General features: G+C 62.9%; 19 protein-coding genes and 2 tRNA genes. 16 read left to right on the top strand and 5 right to left on the bottom strand.

Translation table 11 applies throughout. The features are described 5' to 3' along the window. Window positions 1-123 precede the first annotated feature (123 nt). A complete protein-coding gene (locus tag ABIE35_RS01125; protein ID WP_354512055.1) occupies window positions 124-735 on the top strand; it encodes a TetR/AcrR family transcriptional regulator in 612 nt (203 codons plus the stop codon). A gap of 70 nt (window positions 736-805) precedes the next feature. Here ABIE35_RS01125 and ABIE35_RS01120 read toward each other — a convergent pair whose 3' ends face one another. Beyond that, on the bottom strand, window positions 806-1981 hold the full coding sequence (locus tag ABIE35_RS01120; RefSeq protein WP_354512054.1) for an acyl-CoA dehydrogenase family protein: 1176 nt from the start codon (window positions 1979-1981) through the stop codon (window positions 806-808). Between the two features lie 132 nt (window positions 1982-2113). Between ABIE35_RS01120 and ABIE35_RS01115 the strand changes: the two genes are divergently transcribed. Beyond that, a complete protein-coding gene (locus tag ABIE35_RS01115; protein ID WP_354512053.1) occupies window positions 2114-3469 on the top strand; it encodes a glycosyltransferase 87 family protein in 1356 nt (451 codons plus the stop codon). 124 nt (window positions 3470-3593) lie between these two features. On the opposite strand, the gene ABIE35_RS01110 is transcribed toward ABIE35_RS01115, so the two are convergent. From ABIE35_RS01110 to ABIE35_RS01100, 3 genes are read right to left on the bottom strand one after another with little or no spacing between them, the layout of a single operon-like run. Beyond that, window positions 3594-5120: an APC family permease gene (locus ABIE35_RS01110; RefSeq protein ID WP_354512052.1), complete on the bottom strand. Its 1527-nt coding sequence runs from the start codon at window positions 5118-5120 to the stop codon at window positions 3594-3596. Then, the gene (locus ABIE35_RS01105) at window positions 5117-6322 is read right to left on the bottom strand and encodes a glutathionylspermidine synthase family protein (protein WP_354512051.1); all 1206 of its coding nucleotides are present in this window, start codon (window positions 6320-6322) and stop codon (window positions 5117-5119) included. The genes ABIE35_RS01110 and ABIE35_RS01105 overlap by 4 nt, the downstream gene beginning before the upstream one ends. Before the next feature lie 2 nt (window positions 6323-6324). Next, complete coding sequence (locus ABIE35_RS01100) at window positions 6325-7026, bottom strand: Tat pathway signal protein (protein ID WP_354512050.1); 702 nt, start codon at window positions 7024-7026, stop codon at window positions 6325-6327. Window positions 7027-7178: 152 nt separating this feature from the next. Between ABIE35_RS01100 and ABIE35_RS01095 the strand changes: the two genes are divergently transcribed. The 9 genes from ABIE35_RS01095 (at window position 7179) to ABIE35_RS01055 (ending at window position 16179) form a co-directional block, all read left to right on the top strand. Next, window positions 7179-8693: a sensor histidine kinase gene (locus ABIE35_RS01095; RefSeq protein ID WP_354512049.1), complete on the top strand. Its 1515-nt coding sequence runs from the start codon at window positions 7179-7181 to the stop codon at window positions 8691-8693. Further along, the gene (locus tag ABIE35_RS01090; protein ID WP_354512048.1) at window positions 8690-9364 is read left to right on the top strand and encodes a response regulator; all 675 of its coding nucleotides are present in this window, start codon (window positions 8690-8692) and stop codon (window positions 9362-9364) included. Before ABIE35_RS01095 ends, ABIE35_RS01090 begins: the two co-directional genes overlap by 4 nt. Before the next feature lie 39 nt (window positions 9365-9403). After that, window positions 9404-10057 (top strand): MOSC domain-containing protein, encoded by a 654-nt coding sequence (locus ABIE35_RS01085; RefSeq protein ID WP_354512047.1) that lies wholly within the window; start codon window positions 9404-9406, stop codon window positions 10055-10057. Between the two features lie 390 nt (window positions 10058-10447). After that, on the top strand, window positions 10448-12625 hold the full coding sequence (locus tag ABIE35_RS01080) for a DEAD/DEAH box helicase (protein ID WP_354512046.1): 2178 nt from the start codon (window positions 10448-10450) through the stop codon (window positions 12623-12625). Window positions 12626-12843: 218 nt separating this feature from the next. Beyond that, a complete protein-coding gene (locus tag ABIE35_RS01075; RefSeq protein ID WP_354512045.1) occupies window positions 12844-13398 on the top strand; it encodes a LysM peptidoglycan-binding domain-containing protein in 555 nt (184 codons plus the stop codon). A 152-nt stretch (window positions 13399-13550) separates the two neighbouring features. Further along, a tRNA-Thr gene (locus ABIE35_RS01070) sits at window positions 13551-13622 on the top strand. A 61-nt stretch (window positions 13623-13683) separates the two neighbouring features. Then, window positions 13684-13757: transfer RNA gene (locus ABIE35_RS01065), tRNA-Met, on the top strand. 65 nt (window positions 13758-13822) lie between these two features. Then, window positions 13823-14479 carry an SDR family oxidoreductase gene (locus tag ABIE35_RS01060; protein WP_354512044.1) on the top strand — a complete coding sequence of 219 codons (657 nt, stop codon included), beginning with the start codon at window positions 13823-13825 and terminating at the stop codon, window positions 14477-14479. Window positions 14480-14607: 128 nt separating this feature from the next. Beyond that, window positions 14608-16179, top strand: coding sequence for a Na+/H+ antiporter (locus tag ABIE35_RS01055; protein WP_354512043.1), 1572 nt, complete (start codon window positions 14608-14610; stop codon window positions 16177-16179). Window positions 16180-16225: 46 nt separating this feature from the next. Here ABIE35_RS01055 and ABIE35_RS01050 read toward each other — a convergent pair whose 3' ends face one another. Next, on the bottom strand, window positions 16226-17449 hold the full coding sequence (locus ABIE35_RS01050; protein WP_354512042.1) for an ROK family protein: 1224 nt from the start codon (window positions 17447-17449) through the stop codon (window positions 16226-16228). Window positions 17450-17692: 243 nt separating this feature from the next. Between ABIE35_RS01050 and ABIE35_RS01045 the strand changes: the two genes are divergently transcribed. The 5 genes from ABIE35_RS01045 to ABIE35_RS01025 all read left to right on the top strand — a co-directional run bounded on the left by ABIE35_RS01045 (window position 17693) and on the right by ABIE35_RS01025 (window position 23602). Beyond that, entirely contained in the window at window positions 17693-18958 is a 1266-nt protein-coding gene (locus tag ABIE35_RS01045; protein WP_354512041.1) for an ABC transporter substrate-binding protein, read from the top strand. A 24-nt stretch (window positions 18959-18982) separates the two neighbouring features. Then, window positions 18983-19927 carry a carbohydrate ABC transporter permease gene (locus tag ABIE35_RS01040; protein ID WP_354512040.1) on the top strand — a complete coding sequence of 315 codons (945 nt, stop codon included), beginning with the start codon at window positions 18983-18985 and terminating at the stop codon, window positions 19925-19927. Beyond that, the gene (locus ABIE35_RS01035) at window positions 19927-20787 is read left to right on the top strand and encodes a carbohydrate ABC transporter permease (RefSeq protein ID WP_354512039.1); all 861 of its coding nucleotides are present in this window, start codon (window positions 19927-19929) and stop codon (window positions 20785-20787) included. The genes ABIE35_RS01040 and ABIE35_RS01035 overlap by 1 nt, the downstream gene beginning before the upstream one ends. Window positions 20788-20863: 76 nt before the next feature. Continuing rightward, on the top strand, window positions 20864-22618 hold the full coding sequence (locus ABIE35_RS01030) for a glycoside hydrolase family 13 protein (RefSeq protein WP_354512038.1): 1755 nt from the start codon (window positions 20864-20866) through the stop codon (window positions 22616-22618). A gap of 24 nt (window positions 22619-22642) precedes the next feature. Further along, window positions 22643-23602, top strand: a complete 960-nt coding sequence (locus ABIE35_RS01025) for an aldo/keto reductase (protein ID WP_354512037.1) — start codon at window positions 22643-22645, stop codon at window positions 23600-23602. Window positions 23603-23629: the final 27 nt, after the last annotated feature.

The raw sequence follows: 23629 nt of genomic DNA, 5'->3' as shown, positions 1-23629 counted from the left end.
GACGATGCCGCGCTCCGGGATTTGTGGGTCCCGCCGAGGCAAGTGTGACCACGGTAACAGAAAATTCGAGTAACCACTCGAATTTCGCACTGAGGCTGTAACGCGCATGTACACTGGCTAGCCATGACCACAAAGGACGTGGGCCGCGCAGCGAGGCGGGGCCCCTACGCGAAATCCGAGGAACGCCGCCGGACCATCCTGGATGCTGCCCACGAGGTATTTGCTGCCCACGGGTACCGTGGCGGATCGCTGCAGGATGTTGCTGACCGGGTGGGGCTGAGCCAAACCAGCCTGCTGCACTATTTCCCGTCCAAACGCGATCTCCTGATGGCAGTCCTGGAGCGGCGCGACGAAATCACCGGCGACGCCTTTCCGGACGACATGGAAGAAGGCCTGGTTGACTCGGTCATCCGGACGGCGCTCTTCAACGAGAACATTCCGGGCGTGGTTGAGCTGTACATCGTCCTGTGTGCAGAATCCGTCACCGATTCCCACCCCGGGCGGGTGTATTTCACCGAACGCTTCGAACGTCTTCGGAAGAGCTACGCGCTGCGTTTCGCCGAGCTGGCTGCCGAAGGCAGGCTCCGGCCCGGCGTCGACCCTGAATTGGCTGCCATGTCCTTGGTAGCCCTGTGGGACGGGCTGCAGACGCAATGGCTGCTGGCTCCCGACGAGGTGGACGTGGTGAAGGGCCTGCGCGGCTATTTCACGCTGGTGGTCCTCCCCGAGCCCTGACCCAACCAGGTGTAAGCAAACGTCCCATTGGGGGCTCAAACCGACATGTGCTGTTACATACTTGGGTGCTTTAGCCTCGGAAGGCCCCGATGCCCGTAATGTGCTGGCCCAGGATCAGGGTGTGGACCTCATCCGTGCCCTCGTAGGTCCGCACGGATTCAAGGTTGTTGGCATGCCGGAGGGGTGAATAGTCCAAGGTGACGCCGTTCCCGCCCAGGATGGTGCGGGCTTCCCGGGCGATCTTAATGGCCTCGCGGACGTTGTTCAGCTTGCCCAGGGAAATCTGCTGGGGCCTAAGATGGCCGGCGTCCTTCAAGCGGCCCAGGTGAAGGGCAAGCATGGTGCCCTTCTGGATCTCCACCAGCATGTTCACCAGCTTCTCCTGCGTCAATTGGTAACCGGCCAGGGGGCGGCCGAATTGGAGCCTGGTGCCCGCGTATTCCAGGGCAGCTTCGTACGAGTCCCGCGCAGCCCCCATGGCACCCCATGCAATGCCGTAGCGCGCCTCGTTCAGGCACGTAAAGGGTCCGCGAAGTCCAGCGGCGCCAGGGAGGATGGCTTCAGGATCCAGCCGCACATCGTCGAACGTTACGTCGCACTGAACTGAGGCACGCATGGAGAGCTTCGGCTCGATCGGCGTCGCCGTTACCCCGGCTGTTCCGGCGGGAACAAGGAAGCCCCGGATTCCATCCTCAGTGTTGGCCCACACCACCATGACGTCCGCAATGGACGCGAGCCCAATCCAGCGCTTGGTGCCATCAAGGACCCAGCCATCGGCAGTTTCACGGGCAAACGTGGTCATGGATGATGGATCCGAACCCGCGCTGGGTTCCGTTAGCGCGAAGCATCCGATCAGCTCGCCGGCCGCCATCCGCGGAAGCCACTGCTCCTTCTGCGCCTCGGAGCCCCAGCGGTGGATCGCCGTCATGGCGAGGGAACCCTGCACCGAGACGAACGTGCGGATCCCGGAGTCTCCGGCCTCCAATTCCATGGCTGCCAAACCATACTCGACGGCGGACCTGCCGGGACAGCCGTACCCCTCCAGATGCATCCCCAGAACCCCGAGCTCGCCCAGCTCGGGGGCGATCTCCCTCGGGAAATGAGCGTCCTCATACCAGCGTGCGATGGCGGGACGGATCCGTTGGGCCGTGAAATCACGGACTTTGTCGCGGAGAGCCAGCTCCTCCACCGTAAGCAGGGAGTCGAGGGCCAGGACGTCGGAGGTGTTCGTCGTTGAATCGCTCATTCCAGCATCCTAGGTGGCTGGCCCGCCGGCTGGGACCATGCAGCCCGCCGGCCGGGGAATCCCCTTCAGTAGTATGGAGGCGGGGGTCGCACACGTCCCCCTCTGCGATTTGGTTAACTTGGGGGATTTTGCATGGCACTGCCTGACGTCGATTTAAGGGCCGAGGCGGCGGCCGCACCACCGGGCACGCCGGTACATCCATCCTCGGTGTTCCTTCGCCTGCTGCCGCTGGCCGTGATGGCGGTTCCGGTATGGATGATGCTCGCCGACTGGGCCAAGCAAGGCCTGGACTTCAGCGTCTACTGGTTCGGCGGAAGCATCCTGAACCAGTCCGGGACGTCGCCGTCGGACCTGTACGGCCCCACTGTCGCTTCAGCCGGCGGCCCGCAGCTCCCCTTTACGTACCCGCCGTTCGCGGCCCTCGTGTTTGGTGTGTTGGCCCGATTGCCACAATCGTCGGCGCTCATGTTGTTCAACGTTGCAGGCGTCGCCGTGGCGGCCTGGGTGTCTGTCACCATCGTCCGGTACTGGTCATCGAAGCCAGATCTTCGGAGTGCGCTGTCCTCCAAGAAGAACTGCTGGATAGCCGCCGCGTTGTTCCTTGGAGTCCTGTTCCTTGGGCCGTGGCGCGAAACGCTGGCGTTCGGGCAGATCAACATCATCCTCATGGGCCTGATGGTCATCGACCTCCTGGGCGGTCTGTCCAAGCGGCGGGGCTTCCGGGGCACGGGCTTCCTGGTGGGTGTTGCCGCCGGCATCAAACTGACACCCTTGGTGTTTGGCCTGTACTTCCTGATGCGCAAGGACTGGCGTGGGCTGGCGAACATGTCCATCGGCTTTGCCGGCACGGTGCTGCTTGGCTGGTTGTTGAGGCCTGCAGAGTCCTTGCAGTTCTGGCTGGAAATCCTCCCCGATACGTCCAGGATCGGCGGTGCCGGCTACGTGGACAACCTCTCCATCAAGGGCGCCCTTCTGCACTTCGGCGTCCCGCACGACGCCGTAACCCCTCCCTGGATCGCCTTGGGATTGGCTACCGTCGTCCTGGCGGCTCTGCTGGTCAGGGAGGCCAGCGCCCAAGGCGCACGCGTTATTGCCATTTCGACGACGGCACTTGCCATGCTGCTCATCAGCCCGGTTTCGTGGTCCCACCACTGGGTCTGGATGGCCATCATCCTGCCGGCGTTCGCCTGGACCATCAAGGAAACACCGGCCCGTTACAAGGCCCAACGGGTAGTGATGAGTGCCGTGCTGGCTGTTTCAACACTGGTGTTCTTTTTCTCGCCAAAGACCGTCGGCACCGTTCTGGGTTCGCCTGACTTGAATGTCCAGACGCCCGGTTTATGGATCATGGCGTCCAGTGCAGGCGTTTTCTGTGCCGTGGCCATCCTCGTCTGCTGGTTCGTTGCCCTCCGGCTCCACTCAGTCCGGATTGAGGACATTCCGGATGTGCCTACCCGTCTGCGTCAGTGGGCCTCAAGGCAACGCTGAGCCTGCGTTCCTTCCCAGTTGGTCCCGGCTTTCCAGCCACAGAACCAGACAAAGGGCCGGAAACACCCGTGTCGCGGGGGTTTCCGGCCCTTTCTGGAGGACTAACCGGGAAGGTGCGCCAAGGCTATTCGCCGCGTATCACCCCGGCCTCGGCTCGCTCACCGGTGAAGTAGCCTCGGGTGGACGGTGCGAAGCGGCACACGATGGCCAGCACAACACCCAGGGCCAGCAACAGTACGCCGCTGACGAACGCCCCGCCGATGCCGAAGATCTGCGTGTCCCCGTACGCCGGGTCCCACATCTGCACTGCTGAGATGAAGAATGCAGCCGTCAGGGACAGCGCTCCGAGGAACGGCAGGATGCCGCGGAACCACAGGTTTCGGGCAGAATCCTTGAGCGTGGAGCGGAAGAACCACACACAGGAGAAACCGGTCAGGGCGTAGTAGAACGCGATAAACAAACTGATGGCGCTGATGGAATCGGACAGCAGGTTCTCGCTGAGGAAACTCATGGCTACGTAGTACACCACGGCCACCGCACCCATGACCTGGGTGGAGAAGCCCGGGGTCATGAAGCGCTCATGGACCTTGCCGAACCGGGCGGGGAGCGCGCCGTGCACGCCCATGGACAGTGTTCCGCGCGCGGTGGGCAGGATGGTGGTTTGTGTGGAGGACAGGACGGACGCCAGCACAGCCACGATGATCAGCCAGCCCCAAGGACCCAGCACTACGTCCTTCATGGCCAGGAAGACGTCATCCTGGTTGGCCTCATTGCCCAGGCCGATGCCGTCGGTACCGATCGTGGCGTACATCATCACAAGCAGTGCAACGGAAACGTAGATCGCCACCAGCACGGAGGCTGAAATGACGGCGCCACGGCCTGGGGTCTTGGCAGGGTTTTCGGTTTCCTCGTTGAGGGCCAGGCACGTGTCCCAGCCCCAGTAGATGAACAACGCCAGCAACACACCATGGACCACAGCGCCGGGGTCGGCAAATGCGCCGGCCGGGTTGAACCATTCAAAGTCGAACGCCTGTCCTTCAGGCGCTCCGCCGGCAATGCGGAAAACAATGGCCACCGCGAAGATACCCAGCGAGATGTATTGGATATAGGTCAGGGTGCGTTGGACGTGCTCGCCCAGCCGGATGCCGCGATGGTTCACATACGTCATGAACACGATGAACAGCACGCCGGTGGCCGTCACCAGCCACGTGTTGTCGGCCAGGGAACCATCGCCGATCAGGAGCCAAAGGTACTTGCCGGCAATCTGCGCCAGGTTGGCCAAAACCACGATTCCGGCGAGGGCCACGCCCCAGCCGCCCAGCCAGCCGGCCCACGGGCCGAAGGCTTTGCGGGCCCAGAAGAACGTGGTGCCGCAGTCCGGCATGGCGCTGTTGAGCTCACGGAAGGCGTAGGCAATGAACAGGACCGGGAGGAAACCGAGGATCAGGATCAGCGGCGTGTAGTTGCCGTTGACGGCAACAATGAGCCCCAGCGTGGCCGCCAGCGAATAGACGGGCGCGGTGGATGCCAGGCCCAGCATGACGGAGTCGCCAAGGTCAAGGATCCCGGCGTGAAGGCCTTTTGAAGGTACGACGGCGGTAGGGTCGCCGCCCGCTGAACCGCCACCCGGCGTCGAGGTTTCAGTGCTCATAGTGCAGCTCCGTAGGAAGTAGCAGGGGGCGCAATGGGCGCCGGGGCGTCGATGGTATTGGGGACAAAGCGGCAGAAGTAGTCCGTGATGGGGCCGTCCGATTCGCGGATGCCGCAACCGACGGATTCGCCATCTACCACCCACAGACCCAGGACCGGATGGTTGCCATCGAAGTCGGGCAGGGAGTGGTACTGCTGGAAGCACCAGCCTTCACGGCCGTAGCCGCCTGGCTGCTGGATTTCAATGCCGGGGGCGTGGATGCGGATGTTGTCGCCCTCCCGTCCGTGCAGCGGTTTGGCCACCCATTCCTTGAGGGGACCGGGATCGCCGAGGTAGGCCGGCAGCAGGTTTTCATGGTTGGGGTACAGATGCCACAAGGCCGCAAGAAGGGCTTTGTTGGACAGCAGCATCTTCCATGCCGGCTCAACCCAGCGCGGATTGTGGGCGCGCTGCAGGAGTCGTTGCCCGAACGGCTCCTTCATCATCAGCTCCCATGGATACAGCTTGAACATGGTGCTGATCATGAAGTTGTCCAGGTCCACGAACCGGTTCAGGTTGGGGTCCCAGCCGATGTCGGACATGTTGATGCCGATGGTGGTCCAGCCACCCTGGCTTGCAACATCCCTCATGTAGGCAGCCGTCATCCAGTCCTCGCCGGATTCCTCCGCTTCGGAATGCGCCACGTGGAGCGTGCTCATGCCGGTGCGGAACTGCAGTTTCTTCCACTGCCGGATCAGGGCCTCATGGATTCCGTTCCACTGGTCTTTTTCCGGGAAGACGTCCTGGAGCCAGAACCACTGGGCCACGGAGGCCTCGATCAGCCCGGTAGGGGTATCGGCGTTGTACTCCAGCATCTTCGCCGGGCCGCCCTTGCCGTCATAGATGAAGTCGAAACGGCCGTAGACGTCCACATCCGCGGCCAGCAGTGACTCTCCGGCCAGCTCCAGAGCTTGTTGCCCAATGCCGAGATCGCCCATGGCTCCGGTTGCCAGGTACTTGGCGGCCTCCAAGCACATGATGTGCATGTCTTCCGCGGTCTTCTCGAGGGTCTCCACTTCGTCCTCGGTGAATTCGTAGTACGCCGATTCGTTCCAGTATTCGATTTTGCGGCCATCGGGCATGGTGGTGGTGGAGAAAACCAGGCCCTGCTCTTCGATCTTTTGCTTCCAGTCCGGCCTGGGCTCGGAGGGCAGTCGACGCACGCCTAGCCTCCCGAGCTTCCGCCGCTTTTGGAGCTGCTGCCAAAGCCGCCGCGGCTGACCGTGCCGCCCTTGGTGCTGTAGCCCGTGGAGGACTTGGCTCCTGTTGGGACGTTTTTGGTGTAGCTCGGGTAAGCGGTGCGGTTTTGCCCCACAGCAGGCACGCTGGCGCCGCGGGAGTAGAAGTACCAGGCGTAGACCCCGGAGCTTCGGCCGGCCGAGCTGCTGTTGTTGCACTCGTTGTCATCAACGCGCTCGCCGGTTTCCTCGTTGAAACAGACCTGGGCGTAGTCAGCTTCCTGCTCGTTGCTGGCCACGATCGCGGTAATGGTTCCAGCCAACAGTGCTGTCACGCCAAGACCGACGACGACGGTGCGGCGCTGCAACCGCTTCTTCTTCTTGGCTGCCTCGGCCTCGCCGCGTTCGCGTTCTTTGGCGAACGGATCCACCACGGGGAGGGGCTGCCCCGGTTGAGGGGTTCCGGGCGCGTTGGGAGCAGCGCCTGCAGGCGCTTTCCTGCGCTTCCCCGTCGGTTTGTCCTGTTGCTGGTTCTCCTGCACAGGAGTGAACAGCTCAGGGTGGAGTTCTGGCTTGGGCACCTGCCAAGGTGGGGGTTTGGGCGGGTTGTTGCCCGCTCCGAAGTCGCTGTTGTTGTCCCTGCTGCTGCCGTTGTTGCCGGCTGCGTCAGGGCTGTCTTTCGGGCCCATGTATATCCCCCTGGATAGACCGTTGAAGTGTCCGGCGGTACACCGGACCGGAATGCTCAGAGCAAGCCTAGTCCTTGCGCGCCGTGCAGGCACGGATGACGGCGGTAAATGGGGAGAACTCCCCACCGCGGGAAGCGTGTAAGGATGTAGCCATGGCGGCACCAGAGACCAACAGCAACGGCGACGACGGCGTGCTGCTCCGGCTCCCGCCGGTTCGAGGCATCGGCCGGGGGCGTGTGGTGACCGGTTTGGTACTGGCACTCATGCTGCCGCCCGCCGTCGAGCTTTTGGTGACGATCCTCAACTTCCGTAACTTCGCCATGATCATGCTGCTGCAGTTGGCCGTGGCGGTTGCCGTCGCCGCGATCGGTGGTTTGTGGCCTGCGGTGGTGGCCGCGGTTTTGGGCAGCTTCCTGCTGAACTACTTCTCGGCCGATCCGGTTGGCTCGCTTTCCATTGCCGATCCCACCACGCTTTTCACCTTGGTGGTGTTCCTGGCAGTGGCCTGCGGTGTGGCGCTCGCGGTGGGCCTGGCAAGCAGGCGGGCCCAGGAGGCAGCGCGATCCGAAGCGGAAGCCACTGCCTTGAGCGAGTTGGCTCTCCGGATCCTTAGTTCGGATGGAAGCCTGGAGACGTTCCTGGAGAAGGTCCGTGGCAACCTTGGCATGGAAGCGGTGACGTTGCTGGGCTCCGCGGCCCCGGGGACGGCAGCCACGCCCGGAGCGGCTCCCGCATCGCAGGTCTTGGCGAGCGCCGGTCCGAATCCGCCGGTGACCCATGCCGCCGCCGACCATGCCGCCGTCGTCGATCCCCAGTACACGCTGCTGCTGCGCGGCGGACCCTTAACACCACAGCGCCAGCGGCTGCTTGCCGCCTTCGGAGCCTTTGTGGTGGCCGTGCGCGAGCGGCAACAGTTGGTGAAGAGCCGGCGGGACAACGTCCGGCTGTCCGAGGGCAACAAGATGCGGACATCCATTCTCCGCGCCGTGTCCCATGACCTGAGGACGCCACTGGCCGGTATCAAGCTTGCTGTCAGCAGCCTGCGCCAGGAGGACGTGAGCTTTCCTCCAGAGGTGGAGCGGGAACTGCTGGAGACCATCGAGGACTATGCGGATCGCCTGGACCACCTGGTGGACAATCTCCTGGACATGTCCCGCATCACCGCAGACGCGGTAAATCCGCTGTTGACCGGTATTGGCTGGGCTGAGGTACTGCCGCAGGCACTGCGCGGTCTTCCGCCTGAGCGCCTCCGCAACGAACTGCCACCCAACCTTCCCCCGGTGCAGGCCGATGCCGGCATGCTGGAGCGCGTGGTGGCGAACATCGTCGAGAACGCCGTGAAGTATGCCCCGGAATCGGATGTGGTCCTGACGGCACGGGCTGGTGCCGGCATCACATTAGGGGACCGGCCAGCCGGCGAACTGCGGATTGTGGATCATGGCAGGGGAGTGGGCAGGGAGGAAGTCCTCACTATGTTCCAGCCGTTCCAGCGCTTCGGTGATTCGCCGGCGCCCGGACACGCTTCCGGCGGCGGGATCGGGTTGGGACTCGCAGTGGCCAAGGGGTTCTGCGAGGCCATGGGCGGGAGGCTGGCCGCGGAGCCGACGCCGGGTGGTGGCCTGACCATGGTGGTCACCTTGCCGCTGTGGACTGGCGGCGCGCAATGACGCTGGTACTCATCGTCGAGGACGAGGCCCGGATTGCCCGCGCCATGCAGATCACGCTTCAGGCCCATGGCTACCAGGCGTTGTCGGTAGCCACCGGTGCCGACGCCCTGCAGGCAGTTGCCAAACAGCCTGTGGAGATCGTGGTGCTGGACCTCGGGCTGCCGGATATGGACGGCGTGGAGATCATCCGCCGGATCCGCGGCTGGAGCAGCATGCCCATCATTGTGCTCTCTGCCCGGCACGCGTCGGAGGACAAGGTGGAGGCGCTCGACGCCGGTGCGGACGACTACGTGACCAAGCCCTTCGGTTTGGATGAACTGCTTGCGCGACTTCGGGTCGCCTCGCGTCGTGTAGTCACCGGTCATGAGGAACCGACCCTGGCCACCACCGACTTCATGGTGGACCTGGCAGGCAAGAAAATCGTGAAGGACGGCGCTGAGGTCAGGCTGACACCTACGGAGTGGAACATCCTGGAGCTGTTGGTTCGTAATAGGGGGAAGCTGGTGAGCCAGCAGCAGATCCTCACCCAGGTCTGGGGACAGGCCTACGCCAAGGAAACCCAATACCTGCGCGTGTACATAGCCCAGCTGCGCCGGAAGTTGGAGCGGGATCCGGCAGAGCCTCGTCATCTGCACACGGAAGCGGGCATGGGCTACCGTTTTGATCCTTAGATCTGTAAATCTGCGCCGGACCGTCCGTAGACTGATCCCATGAACACCGCCTCCCTCCTTGCCGTCTGCCGGGTCCACCAGCTGCTGCCTGATCCCGGCAACGTGGGGGTCACCGCCATGGACAAACGTGCGGTGGAAGGTCCGGTGAAAGTCCATAAGCTCGGGGTTCACGGGGACGTTCAGGCAAACCGGCTCGATCATGGCGGAGAAGACCAAGCCCTGTACGCCTACTCGCAGGAGGATGCCGATTACTGGGCGGCCGAGCTGCAGCGGGAAGTGCCGGCTGGTCTGTTCGGTGAGAACCTGCGGGTGTCCGGAATCGAAACCACGGGCGCCGTGATTGGTGAACGGTGGAAGGTTGGCCTTGACGTGGAGCTTGAGGTGACGTCTCCACGCGTTCCTTGCGCTACGTTCCAACGGGTGCTGGAAGAGCCGCAGTGGGTGAAGCGGTTCACGCAGGCCGGACGGGTTGGCACGTACCTCCGCGTCATCAGGACAGGGACCATTTCTCCCGGGGACCACATTCACCGCACATTCGTACCGAAGCATGGCATCACGGTGGGCCAGTGGTTCAGCGAACCAACGCCGGACATCGTTCAGGTATTGCTGGACGCAGAGGCCGACGGAGAAATCAGGCTCCAGGACGAGTACCACTCAAAGTTCCAGAACGTCCTCCGGCGCCACGGCCTCTGAGGGCTACGGGGCAGCGGTGGAGCGAAGTGTGAACAAGCTCACCGCCCTTCATCAAGACTTAAGTCGCGGTGAGGCCACCACGTGCCCTACACTTGAAATATCCCCCACTCCGGAAATCCCTTTATCCTGCCCAATTCTTGAGGCAGGACTGGTAAGTGTTGGGGCCCGCAATTGTGTGCGGGCATTTTCATAGGGAGAGCCGGCTAAAGAAAACGCTGTACAGACTGCTGGGATAGCAGCCAAGAGATGCAGCGGGAAGTCCTGCCATGGGATTGCGATAGCGCCGGACTTCTTGCGAAAGCAGGGCACTTTGCCTGTTTTCGCGACGAGTAATGCGGCCAAGCCCAACCGGGCCGCGCCGACTGCCCTATGGATGAGGAATTTCCCCCTATGACCGAAAATCTCAACGAAAACTTCGACGCCCAGACCACTGAGTCCGCTGAGTCCGCTGTTGCAGCAGAGACCACCGCGCCCGCCGAAGCTGAAGCACCGGCTGCTGCCGCTGCCCCCGTCGAGAACGCTGCAGCTGAGTCTGCAGCCCCCACCTTCACCGAAGCTCCTGCCCCCAAGGCAGAAGAAGAGGAAGAAGAAGGCGTACGCTTCGTCGATCTTGGCATCGACGGCCGCGTTCTGGCCGCCCTTCAGGATGTCGGCTACGAGAAGCCGTCACCCATCCAGGCCGCCACCATCCCGCTGCTCCTCGAAGGCCGCGACGTCGTTGGCCTCGCCCAGACCGGTACCGGCAAGACCGCAGCTTTCGCTGTTCCTGCCCTGTCCCGCCTGGCTGAACTCCACGACCTCCACGGCCCCTCACGCAAGACCCAGGCACTGGTCCTTGCCCCGACGCGTGAACTGGCCCTCCAGGTTGCCGAGGCTTTCACCTCCTACGCCAAGCACATTGACGACTTCACTGTCCTCCCGGTCTACGGTGGCTCGGCTTACGGCCCGCAGCTGGCCGGCTTGCGCCGCGGTGCCCAGGTTGTTGTCGGTACCCCCGGCCGCGTGATCGACCACATCGCCAAGGGTTCCCTGGACCTGTCCGAACTGCAGTACCTGGTACTGGACGAAGCTGACGAAATGCTGCGCATGGGCTTTGCCGATGACGTTGAGCAGATCTTCCAGCAGACTCCGGAAACCCGCCAAGTTGCGCTGTTCTCTGCCACCATGCCGGGCCAGATCCGCCGCATGTCCAAGCAGTACCTGAACAACCCTGCTGAAATCTCGGTGAAGTCCAAGACCACCACGGGCGCCAACACCAAGCAGCGTTACCTCCAGGTCATGGGCCCGCACAAGCTGGACGCCCTGACCCGCATCCTCGAGGTTGAAGAGTTCGACGGCGTGATCGCCTTCGTGCGCACCAAGATGGCTACCGAGGACCTCGCCGACAAGCTGAAGTCCCGCGGTTTCCAGGCTGCCGCCATCAACGGCGACATCCCGCAGCAGCAGCGCGAACGCACTGTCGACGCACTGAAGGAAGGCCGCATCGACATCCTCGTGGCCACCGACGTCGCTGCCCGTGGCCTTGACGTGGAGCGCATCAGCCACGTCATCAACTACGACATCCCGCACGACACCGAGTCCTACGTGCACCGCATTGGCCGCACCGGCCGTGCAGGCCGTTCGGGTGACGCCATCCTCTTTATGACGCCGCGCGAGAAGTACCTGCTGCGTTCCATCGAGAAGGCAACCCGCCAGCCGGTGGAGCAGATGCACCTGCCCACCGCCGAGACCGTGAACACGCTGCGTTTGGGCAAGTTCGCTGAGCGCATCACCGAGACCCTCGCGTCCGAGGATGTTGCAGCGTTCCGCGACCTCATCTCCTCCTACGAGGAAGAGCACAACGTTCCCGCAGCCGAGATCGCAGCTGCCCTGGCCGTCATGGCACAGGGTGGACAGCCGTTGCTGGTCAAGGAACTGCCTGCAGCTCCCGAGTACCAGAAGCGTGAGCGCTCCAAGGACGGCTTCGGTTCCCGTGGCCCCACCCGCGCCCTCACCGAGGGCAACGCCACCTACCGGATCGCCGTCGGACGCCGTCAGCGCGTCATGCCGGGTTCCATCGTTGGCGCCATTGCCAACGAAGGCGGCATCTCCTCCGCACAGATCGGTGGCATCGACATCCGCTCGGACCACTCCCTGGTGGAGCTCCCGGCAGACCTCAGCCCCGAGCAGTTGCGCGCACTGTCCCGCACCCGCATCGGTGGCGAGCTGATCCACCTCGAACTGGACAACGGACGCAAGCCCAGCGGCGACCGCGGCAGTTACTCCGGTGGTGGCGCCGGTGGACGCGGTGGCTATGGCGACCGCGAAAACCGTGGCGGCGGAAACTTCAAGGGCGCCGGCGGATTCAAGAAGGACTTCCGCAAGTCCGAAGGCGGCGAGCGTACCTCCGCTGACCGTGGTGGCCGCTCCTACAGCGACCGCTCCGAGCGCACCGCAGGCAGCTTCGGCGACCGCGACCGCGGCCAGGCCAGCGGATCACGCTTCGGCGGCCACGGTGACGGCGCCCGCAAGCCCCGCAGTGGCGGCGAAGGCGGACACCGCGATTTCAACCGCAAGGGCAAGTGGTAAACACTTCCTGGTGGTAAACACCACCACATGCTGGACACTCAGTAGTTCCCGTCAGGGGGCCGGCTTTCGAGCCGGCCCCCTGCGGCATTTAACGTCGGTACTCGATCCCGTTGCATGGTGTTCCGTGGGGGACCGGGTTCCCTGCGGCCCCGACCGGCCGTACGATCGAGGCACGGCAGAAGCAAGCAGAACGCAAGCAGAACGCAAGAGGGTGCTCCATGGGATTGCTGGACAACTTGAAGAAAAACCTTGGCCTTGGTGACAAGGGACGCGGCGATCAATTACTGCACGGCGGCAAGGATCACAGGGACGATGATGGGTCCGCTGCCCGCGAGGCAGCTCCCGCCGAGGCCGCAGCTCCAACAGCACCGGCAGCCCCATCTGCCGGAAGCCAGGCCGCGGAGGATGCGGCCGCCGTCGAGGTTTCAGCAGCTGACCGGGAGGCCGCCGAGGCTGCGGCAGCCCAAGCGGCCCAACAACAGGCTGCCGCGGACGCCGCAGCAGCCCGGGAGGCCCGTCAGGAGGGCTTGGAACCCGACGCCCCGGAAGTCCGGCCGCAGGCGCAGGAGGCGGCCGCTGAAGCTGCTGCGGTGGCCGGGCAGCCAGGACCCGTGGCCCCAAGGGTCACGGAGGTCGTGGTGGAGCAGGGAGACACCTTGAGCGGGATCGCTGCCCAGTTCGGGGTGGATCTGGGGGCGTTGATTGCTGCCAATGCTGATACCGTCCCCAATCCGGATCGGATCTACCCGGGACAAGTGCTTCGACTACCCTGATGCGAACCGCCAAGAGGGGCAACGGCGAACGCTGGCGACGCAAAATATGGATCAGGAAAACTGCGTCTTCGCAAATTGTGTCGACGCCGTTTTTCCGCGTTTTTTCGCCGATTTGTAGCTTCTGAAAACGTCCGGTAGAGTATTTACTCGTTGCCCCCCTAGCTCAGTGGTAGAGCGCGTTCTTGGTAAGAACGAGGTCACCGGATCGATTCCGGTGGGGGGCTCTGGATGAGGGCCTGTGTCAAGGCGGTTTTGACCGGCTTGACACAGGTTTTTCTCATTCGTGGCGGTGTAGCTCAGTTGGTTAGAGCGCACGACTCATAATCGTGAGGTCGGGAGATCGAGCCTCCCCACCGCTACAGAGCAAGACCCCGCAGCATTGGCCTGCGGGGTCTTTTTTCGTTTGGTGAGACAGAATGGGTCCATGAGCCGAATCGCAATCATTGGCGGCCACGGGAAAGTGGCCTTGCATCTGTCCCGCATTCTTAGTGGCGAAGGTCACGACGTCACGTCTTTCATTCGAAATGCCGACCATGTGGCAGATGTCACGGAGACTGGCGCCTCGGCTGAGGTGCTGGACGTGGAACATTCGACGACGGCCGAACTCGCCCGGGCGCTCAAGGGCCATGACGCGGTTGTCTGGTCTGCCGGTGCCGGCGGAGGGAACCCGGCCAGGACCTATGCTGTGGATCGTGATGCAGCCATCCGTTCAATGGACGCTGCAGCCGAGGCCGGCGTCAAGCGCTACGTGATGGTCTCCTACATCGGGGCTGCCAAGGATCACGGCGTGCCCCAGGACCACCCGTTCTTTGCCTACGCGGAGGCCAAGGCGGCAGCGGACGACTACCTGCGCGCTACAGACCTGGACTGGACAGTCCTGGGCCCGGGAACTCTGACGGACGAGCCAGCCACAGGTTTGATCGAAACGGATCCTGCCAACCCCGGCAATGGCACGGAGACCTCCAGGGCCAACGTCGCCTTGGTGGCAGCGGCCGTCCTGGAACTGCCGGGGACCATCCGTCGGACCATCATGTTCAAGGATGGAACCGACGACGTCGTGGATGCCCTCACGGAGGACTGACCCTCTAAAGGAGGCGCCGCCCGACGCGTCACTCCGCGTGGACCGTCTGCACTCCCGGGATATGTTGGTAGGGAACTTTTTCGGCCTTGTCCGGGGGAGGGCCTTACAACGTCTGGGGAAGCAGGAGCATGGATCAGTTGGCGCTCATTGTCGGGTTGCTGCTAGCGACGGTGGTGGCAGTGGGCCTGGGGGACCGGCTCCGGCTTCCGTACCCGGTCCTGATGCTTCTGCTGGCTGTGGCGTTGACCTTTATTCCGGGCTTCCCTGAGTTTGAGATCTCGCCTGAGCTGATCCTGCCGATCTTCCTTCCACCGCTCTTGTTTGCAACGGCCCAGAAGAGTTCGTGGGCCGTCTTCAGGGTACGGTGGCGGACGCTCCTGCTCCTGGCCGTAGCTCTGGTGGTGGTGTCAACGGCAGTAGTGGCCGGTGCTGCCTGGCTGATGATCCCGGGCATCGGAATCCCGGCGGCCATTGCTTTGGGTGCCATGGTGGCCCCGCCGGACCCCGTTGCCGTCGAGTCGGTAGCCGGCCGAGTCCACATGCCGCGCCGCCTCATTACGGTCTTGCAAAGCGAAGGGCTTTTCAACGACGCCGCTGCCATCGTCATCTTCCAGGCTGCCGTGGCCGCCACCATGTCCGGGAAGGAAGTGGGCCCGGAGGTCATCCCGCAGTTCGTCATCGGAGCCGCGCTGGCTGTGGTGATCGGCATCGCCATGGGTTGGCTGACCAAGTTCATCACCACGTTGGTCACGTCCATGGTGGCCCGCAGTGCCGTCACCCTGGTGGTTCCGTTCGCCGCCTACATTCTCGCGGAAGAGTTGCACGCATCAGGTGTGGTGGCCGTCGTCGTCACCGCCTTGGAGTTGCAGCGCCATACGCGGCCGCAGGACGCCGCTGAACGCATCACACGGACGGCGTTCTGGGATGTGGTGGAGTTGCTTGCCACAGGCCTGGCGTTCGGCCTGGTGGGGCTGGAAATCCGCCACGTTATCCGGGACGAGGGGACTGCGATCTTCGGGATGATCGGCATGGCTGTGGTTATCTGCATCCTGGTGTTCGTCGTCCGGTTCTTGTGGCTGGGCCTGCTTGCCCTGACGGCCCGGAGGCGCAGGAACCTCCTGCAGCCCACTTCACCCAAGGAAGTGCTGATCCTGACGTGGTGTGGCATGCGCGGCCTGGCTACGTTGGCGTTGGCGTTGGCGCTTCCCTTGACCCTGCCGGATGGCAGTGACTTCCCGGCCCGGCACGAGATCCTGGTGATTGCCTGCGCCGTTCTCCTGGCAACCCTGGTGCTTCCCGGCCTCACCTTGCCATGGCTCATGCGGGTGCTGAAGGCCACCGAGGATGGTTCTCACGAGCAGGATGCCGCCAAGGTCCTCGCCAAGCGCGCCCAGTCGGCTGCGGTCGCCGCCTTGAAGGACCACGACCTGATGAAGGAACTCCCGGCGGAGAAGGTGGCGCTGGTCAAGGAAAAGATGCGCAGGCTGCATGCGGAGTTGCTCGATGGCACCCTGCAGAACGAGTCGGTCGCTGAAAAGCGCAAGCGCGGACGGGAGTTGTCCATCGCAGTGCAGACCATCGCGTTGGATGCTGCACGGCAGGAAGTGGTGGCGGCCCGGAACGAGCTCGGTACTGACCCGGAAGTGGCAGATCGCGTGCTGAGGCAACTGGACCTGCGCACCATGTCGATGCCGGACTAGCCGAATTCCGGACTGGCCGCCTGCCGGGCCGAGCGGCAAGAAGCGGTCAGCTGGCAGCCTCGTGTTTCGGCAGCGACGCGGGGTAGAGGTCCAGGGCATGTTCCTCGACATAATCCAGTGCATGCCGGATCGCGCCGAGGGACACGATCCCATCGCCCAGGGGTGAGGTTGCCAGGCGCGGGGGAGTGAAGGTGAACTCCGTCATCTTCTCTTCAATGCCCGGAATCAGTGCGTGGGCCGAGGCCGCCACGGCCCCGGCTATGACCACCAGGTCCGGGTTGACCAACGTACTGACTGAACCGATGACCCGGGCCATGCGTTGGGCCAGGCGATCCAGGGCCGTGCGGGCGGGGCCGTCTCCGTCCGCGGCTGCAGTGAAAACCATCTCAGCAGTCAAGGCCTCAGGATTCCCGCCGCACAGCGTCCGCAGCGTCGTTGCCGGATTGCTGTCCATGGCTTCCCGTCCCCACAGCGCGGCGTAGTGGGCAATGCCGTAGGTGTCACCCACCCCGTCTACGTGATCGAGATATCCCAATTCACCAAAGCCACCCAGCTGCCCGTGGAGCAGGCGGCCGGACTCCATGATGCCTGAGCCCAGCCGGTCACCCGCCAGCATGACCACAAGGTTGTCCACTCCCTGCGCGGTCCCTAGCCACCGCTCAGCGAGGGCCGCGAGGTTGGCATCGTTTTCCAGAAGAACGTGCCAGCCGTGCCGCTCGGACACGATCCGGCGGACATCGAAGGATTTCCAGAATTCCTGGGCCCGGAGTACCTCGCCATCGCGGCTGACCGGGGCGGCCACTCCGACCGACACTGCGAGAACGGAATCCGCAGCCACGCCGGCTTTTTTCAAGGCCTCTGCGGCGATCCTGTCCAGTACGTCGGCCCGTTCGTCAGCCGGGACGTTGTACGTACGGAATGGCATGGTGACCTGCGACAACGCCGTCCCGGCCATATTGGCCACGATCGTGGTGATCTTGGTAGCGCCGATGTCGATGCCCAGCACGCTGGCCGCTCCGTCGTCGAAAACAAAGCGGCGTGCGGGCCTGCCTTTGACGTATTCGCCCGTACCCCGCTGGTTTTCAAGTTCCTGCAGCCAGCCGAGGCGGACCAGTTCGTCGCAGATCGATATGACCGTGGCACGTGAGAGGCCGGTGGAATCCATGAGTTCCGTCCCGGTGAGGACGCCGGCGCCACGCATTGCCTTGAGCATTGCGCTGGCGTTGACCCGACGCACCAGCTGGGTTGATGGTGCAGTCCCAGTCAGCATGGGGTACTCCGAACTCTTGGGGCGGTCAGCCGGGAACGATAGAACGATCTCTCTAAATTTAGTACATAAATTTATATGACGGCGGATTTCGTTCAAAAGCTTGACCCTGTGGCGCCGGTCACTCAAACTTGCGATAGGTCATAAATTTATCTCCTATCTAAACTTCGGAACCGGTGGTCAGTGACCGCCTCACGATGGCACGGCGGCCGCTGAGGTCCGCACGACGAAAGGACCACGGGGTCTGTGAAACCTACGCGCAAGAAACGCCTGGCGGCGGTGACCCTGGGGCTGGCCCTGCTGGCTGGCCTCCTCACGGGGTGCACTGGAGACCAGGGCAAGGAGACCATCCGGTTTACGTTCAGCAAACGTGAAGCCATTGGTTTCATGACCAAGCTCGTTGCCGACTACAACGCTTCGCAAAACGACACCGAGGTTGTCCTGGACACGTCGGGCGTGGATGTTGTGTCGGCCAGTTTCGTTCGGGGAAATCCGCCGGACATTGCCCTCGCAAACTACAACATGGAGACGTCACGCTTTGTTCAGCGCGGCGCGTTGAGCGACCTGTCCGGAACGGATGCCGCGTCCAGGATCCGGGAGGATCTCCAACCGCTCATGGACCAGTACGGCTCCTACCAGGACCGGACCAGCGCCCTTCCCTATTCCGTGATGGCATCGTCCGTGATCTACAACAAGGAGATCTTCGCGGCCAACAACATCAAGGTGCCCACCACCTGGAGCGAACTGATCGCCGCATGCGACCAGCTGAAGGCGGCTGGAGTTACACCCTTCTATGCCACTTGGAAGGATGACTGGACCATAGCCCAAGGGTGGTTCGACTATGCTGTGGGCGGTCAGGTGGACACCCTGGACTTCTTCGGCAAACTCGCTGCTGAAGGCACCGAAGTGGGTCCGGAATCGTCGGTTTCCTTCCAAAAGGACTTCGAGCAACCAGTAGCCAAGATGCTGAAGCTCGCCACGAGCTATGTCAACAAGGACGCCGCGAGCCGGGCCTACGGTGACGGCAACCTCGCGTTCTCCCAAGGCAAAGCAGCCATGTACCTGCAGGGGCCGTGGGCGTTCAGCGAGATCGCCAAGACCGCCCCCGATCTGAAGCTCGGCACATTTCCGTTGCCGATGACGGACGATCCCCAGGACCTGCGTGTTCGCGTCAATGTGGACCTCGCGGCCTGGATACCGGAAGCGTCCAAGCACAAGGACGCTGCGCGTGATTTCCTCGAATATCTGTACCGCCCTGAGGTGATCGATACCTACAACCAGTCGCAGCTGGGATTCACGCCTACCAAGGAGACGGCGAATGTCCCCGACCCTCGGATTGAGGGGATGGTGCAGTACTACAACGACGCCAAGGTCTACCAGGGTCCGTCGGTGCTCGTTCCCCGCACCATCCCCATCATGAACTACACGCAGGCTATGGTGTTCGGCGCACCCCCTGCATCCACCCTCCGCACCCTCGACGCAGATTGGGCGCGCCTGGCCTTCCGCCAGTAGTGCAGACCATAGGGAGTCAGATTCATGTCCACCATCACCACCCCAACCACGTCCAAGCAGGGCCGCCATGGACAGAGCCGCCAAGCGCAGAGTCCCCAAAAACGGGAAAACCGGCGGCGCGTTGAGCCGATCTTCTACCTTTTCCTGGTGCCCAGCCTTGTTCTGTTCACCTTGGCCATCACCATTCCGGGCATCATCGGCATCTTCTTCAGCTTCACTGACTCCATTGGAATCGGGGACTGGGAGTTCGTCGGCCTGACCAATTACATAGCCATCTTCAGTGATCCCGCGATCCTGCAGAGCTACCTGTTTACCTTCGGGTTCTCCATCGTGACGGTGATCGCGGTCAACGTGGTGGCTTTCCTCCTCGCCGTCGGGCTGACGTCGCGCATCCGGATGAAGTCGGCGCTGCGGACCATCTTCGTGATTCCGATGGTGGTTTCGGGCATCATCATTGCCTACGTCTTCAACTTCCTTTTTTCGAACTCGCTGCCGTCGCTGGGTACTGCGGCCGGGATCCCTTGGTTGGAAAGCAGCCTGCTGGCCAATCCGGATCTCGCCTGGGTGGCCATTGTGCTGGTGACGGCCTGGCAGGCCGTACCGGGGGCGTTGCTCATCTATATCGCCGGTCTCGTGGCGGTGCCGGGGGATGTGTATGAGGCCGCGGAAATCGACGGCGCCAGCAAGTTCCAGCAACTGGTGAAGATCACGCTTCCCCTGGTGTCCGGCTACGTGGTCATCAACATCATTCTTGGTTTCAAGGGTTTCCTTAATGCGTACGACATCATCGTCGGCCTGACCAACGGTGGTCCGGGAACCTCAACCCGAAGCATCGCGATGACTGTTATCTCGGGCTTCAACGGCGGCGACTACGCCTACCAGATGGCCAATGCGACGATCTTCTTCGTGGTGGCCATCGTGATCTCTCTCGTACAGCTTTCGCTGACCCGCGGACGGAATGCACTGTGATGACCAATGAATCGATGACCAAGAAATCCAGCTCCACAGTCGAACGGGTGAATTGGCCCGCCACCACCATTCTGGTCTTGTGCGCGGTGACCGTTCTCCTTCCCCTGTATGTCACCGTCTCCATGGCGTTCAAAACCCAGGGACAGGCGGTGGACGGCAACGCTTTCTCCTTCCCTGCCCCCTTCAGCTTTGACGGCTTCGTCCAGGCCTGGACGTTGACGAACTTCCCTGTGGGCGCCGCGATGTCCTTGCTGGTGACTGCCGGAACCGTGGTGGCCACCATCATCCTGGCGGCCTTTGCTTCTTATGCGATCGTTCGAAACTGGGAGCGCCGACTGTTCCGGTACTCGTTCTTCTACCTGCTGGGAGCAATGTTCATTCCCTTCCCAGTGGTGGCGCTGCCGCAGATCCAGCTCACGGGCCGCTTGGGCCTGGACAATCCGTTCGGTGTGATCCTGCTGGCCACCATGTTCCAGCTAAGCTTCAGCGTCCTTCTGTTCACCGCATTTCTCCGGTCCATCCCGATGGAGTTGGAGGAGAGTGCAAGGATCGACGGCGCTACCACCTGGCAGACCTTTTGGAAGCTGATCTTCCCGCTTCTGGCGCCAATGAGCGCAACCGTGGGAATTTTTGCCTTCCTGTATGCGTGGAATGACTTCATGATGCCGTCGCTGATCATCTCCGATCCGTCCCTGCAGACTCTTCCCGTGCGGCAAAACCTGTTCCAGACCCAGTTCAGCAACAACTACCACGTGTCCTTCGCGTCCTACCTGATGGCGATGGCCCCGGCGATTATCGCCTACCTGTTCACCCAGCGGTGGGTCATGGCAGGGGTTACCCAGGGGGCCGTAAAGGGCTAGGCCTGTTGACCTGCGACGTCCGGCCGTTTCATACTGGTCCGGGATATAAATTTAGATACTAAATCAAAGGAGTTTCGTGAGCACCTCCGCCACTCAGGCACACCGTTCCGACGTAGATCGCATGGCCGACCCCAACTGGTGGCGCCAAGCGGCTGTCTACCAGATCTATCCCCGCAGCTTCCACGACGCCAACGGCGACGGACTGGGCGACATCAAGGGCATCACAGCCAAGGTTCCCTACCTCAAGGAACTGGGTATCGACGCCGTCTGGCTGAGCCCGTTCTACCCTTCAGCGCTCGCTGACGGCGGCTACGACGTAGATGACTACCGCAATGTGGATCCAAAGCTGGGCACGCTTGAGGACTTCGACGAGATGGTTGAAGCCCTGCACGCCGCCGGCATCAAGATCGTGGCGGACATCGTCCCCAACCATTCCTCCGACCGCCATGAGTGGTTCAAGGAAGCGTTGGCTTCGCCGAAGGGCTCCGCTGCCCGCGAGCGCTACATCTTCCGTGACGGCCGGGGCGAGAACGGCGAGCTGCCGCCGTCGGACTGGGACTCCGTCTTTGGCGGCCCCATCTGGGATCGCATCACCGAGCCGGATGGCACTCCTGGCCAGTGGTACCTGCACATTTTCGCCAAGGAGCAGCCGGACTTTAACTGGGAGAACCCGGAGATCCGTGAGGACTTCCTGAAGACCCTCCGTTTCTGGTCTGACCGCGGTGTTGATGGTTTCCGGATCGATGTAGCCCACGGCATGGCCAAGGATCTATCCGAGCCGCTGCCCATGAAGGCCGACCTCGAAGCCAAGGCCCACGGAACCGATGGCTTCACCGATGGTTCCCACCCGTTCTGGGACCGCGATGAAGTTCACGAGGTCTACGCGGAGTGGCGCAAGCTTTTCAACGAGTACAACCCGCCCCGTACGGCTGTCGCCGAGGCCTGGGTCCACGAGTCCCGCCGTGCCCGCTATGCAAGCCCCGAAGGACTGGGCCAGGCGTTCAATTTCGATCTCCTGCAGTCCGACTTCGATGCTGCATCCTTCCGGAAAATCATCACGGACAACCTGGTGGCAGCCAAGGAATCAGGTGCATCGTCCACGTGGGTTTTCTCCAACCACGATGTCGTCCGCCACGCCACGCGGTACGGCCTGCCCAAGGGCGGCTCCGTTGCACAGGGAACCAATGCGGCACAGGACATTACCGGCAACAAGCCCAAGGGCCAGGATGGCAAGGGCTGGCTGCTGGCCGGCGCGCCGCCTGAAGAGCTCGACGTCGAACTTGGCTTGCGTCGGGCCCGCGCCGCGACGCTGTTGCTGCTTGCGCTCCCTGGCTCGGCCTACCTTTACCAGGGTGAAGAGCTCGGCTTGCGGGAAGTCTCGGAAATCCCTGACTCTGCACGCCAGGACCCGTCGTTCTTCCGCAACCCGGGCGTGGAGATCGGGCGCGACGGATGCCGCGTGCCGCTGCCATGGACCGCGGAAGGTCCGTCGTTCGGCTTCGGCGCGGGCAAGGCGCACCTTCCGCAACCGGAGTGGTTCAAGGATTACGCCGTATCCACCCAGGAAGGCGTGGACGGTTCCACGCTGGAGCTCTACCGCAAGGCTTTGGGCCTGCGCAGGGAACTCCAGACGGCTGAGGAACTTGAGTGGGTGGAAACCGGCAACCAGGACCTGCTGCACTTCAGCCGCCCCGGTGGCTGGCACACCGTCACCAACTTCGGCGGCGAACCTGTTGAGCTGCCTGAAGGTGACGTGGTGGTCGCCAGCGGTCCGCTGGAGAACGGCAAGCTGCCGTCCGACACCACTGCATGGGTTGTCAGCAACGCGTAAGCGCTGCGGCAGAATACTGAAGTTATGACGAATGCGAACGGGCGGGGACGCCTCATCTATGGCTGTATGGGACTCGGCGGTCCGTGGGACGGCACGTCTTATGGCGCAGCTGAGGTCGATCAGGCCGCCGCGGTGGTCGACGCCGCACTGGGTGTCGGGATTGAGCTTTTCGATCATGCGGATATCTACCGCAGTGGAAAGTCCGAGGCTGTTTTTGGTGAAGTCCTGGCCCGCTCGCCGGGCCTGCGTGAAAAGATCCAGCTGCAAACCAAGTGCGGCATCAGGCTGGGGGAGCGCGGGCTGGAGACGCACTACGACCTCAGCCGGGAAGCCATCCTCGACCGGGTCAACGGGAGCCTGAAACGGCTCCAAACGGACTACGTGGACGTGCTGCTCCTGCACCGCCCCGATCCGCTGATGGACCCGCGCGAGGTGGCGGACGCCGTCGGACAGTTGATGGCGGAAGGCAAAGTGCGGCAACTGGGTGTGTCCAACATGTCCAGTGCGCAGATCGCGTTCCTGCAGGACCAGTTGGAGGCGCCCCTTGTAGCAAACCAGTTGGAAATGAGTTTGCTGCGCCGGGACTGGTTGGAGAGCGGTGTGCTGGTCAACCATGCGGAGGGGCTGGGGTACAGCTTTCCGTATGGAACCTTGGAGCACTGTATGGCCAAAGGAATTGAAATGCAGGCATACGGCTCGCTGGCGCAAGGGCGATACACGGGGGCGAAGTCCGAGGAGCTCTCGCCGGCTGAGTCGGCTGTAGCGGAGATGCTGGAACTGTTGGCGGGGGAGAAGAACACCACGCCGGAATCAGTACTGCTGGGTTGGCTGATGAAGCACCCGGCCAGGATATCTCCGGTAGTGGGAACCACCCATCCCGCCCGGATTGCGGCATGCGCCGACGCCGCCTCCGTGGCTGCCACCATGACCCGTGCCCAGTGGTACGGCCTGTGGGTGGCTGCCCGGGGAAACAACATCCCCTAACCCCGATTTAACCCAACCGAGTCGCAC

It is taken from the genome of Paenarthrobacter sp. 4246 (assembly GCF_040546855.1).
Taxonomy (GTDB): Bacteria; Actinomycetota; Actinomycetes; order Actinomycetales; family Micrococcaceae; genus Arthrobacter.
The sequence above is the reverse complement of the archived record's forward strand: the minus strand, read 5'-3'. Positions and strand labels throughout refer to the sequence as shown.

What these genes read in the sequence shown, in the direction of transcription:
- ABIE35_RS01115 (WP_354512053.1), top strand. Translation starts at nt 2,114, where the DNA reads ATGGCACTGCCTGACGTCGATTTAAGGGCCGAGGCGGCGGCCGCACCA.
- ABIE35_RS01120 (WP_354512054.1), bottom strand. Translation starts at nt 1,981, where the DNA reads ATGAGCGATTCAACGACGAACACCTCCGACGTCCTGGCCCTCGACTCC.
- ABIE35_RS01025 (WP_354512037.1), top strand. Translation starts at nt 22,643, where the DNA reads ATGACGAATGCGAACGGGCGGGGACGCCTCATCTATGGCTGTATGGGA.
- ABIE35_RS01100 (WP_354512050.1), bottom strand. Translation starts at nt 7,026, where the DNA reads ATGGGCCCGAAAGACAGCCCTGACGCAGCCGGCAACAACGGCAGCAGC.
- ABIE35_RS01110 (WP_354512052.1), bottom strand. Translation starts at nt 5,120, where the DNA reads ATGAGCACTGAAACCTCGACGCCGGGTGGCGGTTCAGCGGGCGGCGAC.
- ABIE35_RS01090 (WP_354512048.1), top strand. Translation starts at nt 8,690, where the DNA reads ATGACGCTGGTACTCATCGTCGAGGACGAGGCCCGGATTGCCCGCGCC.
- ABIE35_RS01085 (WP_354512047.1), top strand. Translation starts at nt 9,404, where the DNA reads ATGAACACCGCCTCCCTCCTTGCCGTCTGCCGGGTCCACCAGCTGCTG.
- ABIE35_RS01050 (WP_354512042.1), bottom strand. Translation starts at nt 17,449, where the DNA reads ATGCTGACTGGGACTGCACCATCAACCCAGCTGGTGCGTCGGGTCAAC.
- ABIE35_RS01060 (WP_354512044.1), top strand. Translation starts at nt 13,823, where the DNA reads ATGAGCCGAATCGCAATCATTGGCGGCCACGGGAAAGTGGCCTTGCAT.
- ABIE35_RS01125 (WP_354512055.1), top strand. Translation starts at nt 124, where the DNA reads ATGACCACAAAGGACGTGGGCCGCGCAGCGAGGCGGGGCCCCTACGCG.
- ABIE35_RS01055 (WP_354512043.1), top strand. Translation starts at nt 14,608, where the DNA reads ATGGATCAGTTGGCGCTCATTGTCGGGTTGCTGCTAGCGACGGTGGTG.
- ABIE35_RS01035 (WP_354512039.1), top strand. Translation starts at nt 19,927, where the DNA reads ATGACCAATGAATCGATGACCAAGAAATCCAGCTCCACAGTCGAACGG.
- ABIE35_RS01075 (WP_354512045.1), top strand. Translation starts at nt 12,844, where the DNA reads ATGGGATTGCTGGACAACTTGAAGAAAAACCTTGGCCTTGGTGACAAG.
- ABIE35_RS01080 (WP_354512046.1), top strand. Translation starts at nt 10,448, where the DNA reads ATGACCGAAAATCTCAACGAAAACTTCGACGCCCAGACCACTGAGTCC.
- ABIE35_RS01040 (WP_354512040.1), top strand. Translation starts at nt 18,983, where the DNA reads ATGTCCACCATCACCACCCCAACCACGTCCAAGCAGGGCCGCCATGGA.
- ABIE35_RS01095 (WP_354512049.1), top strand. Translation starts at nt 7,179, where the DNA reads ATGGCGGCACCAGAGACCAACAGCAACGGCGACGACGGCGTGCTGCTC.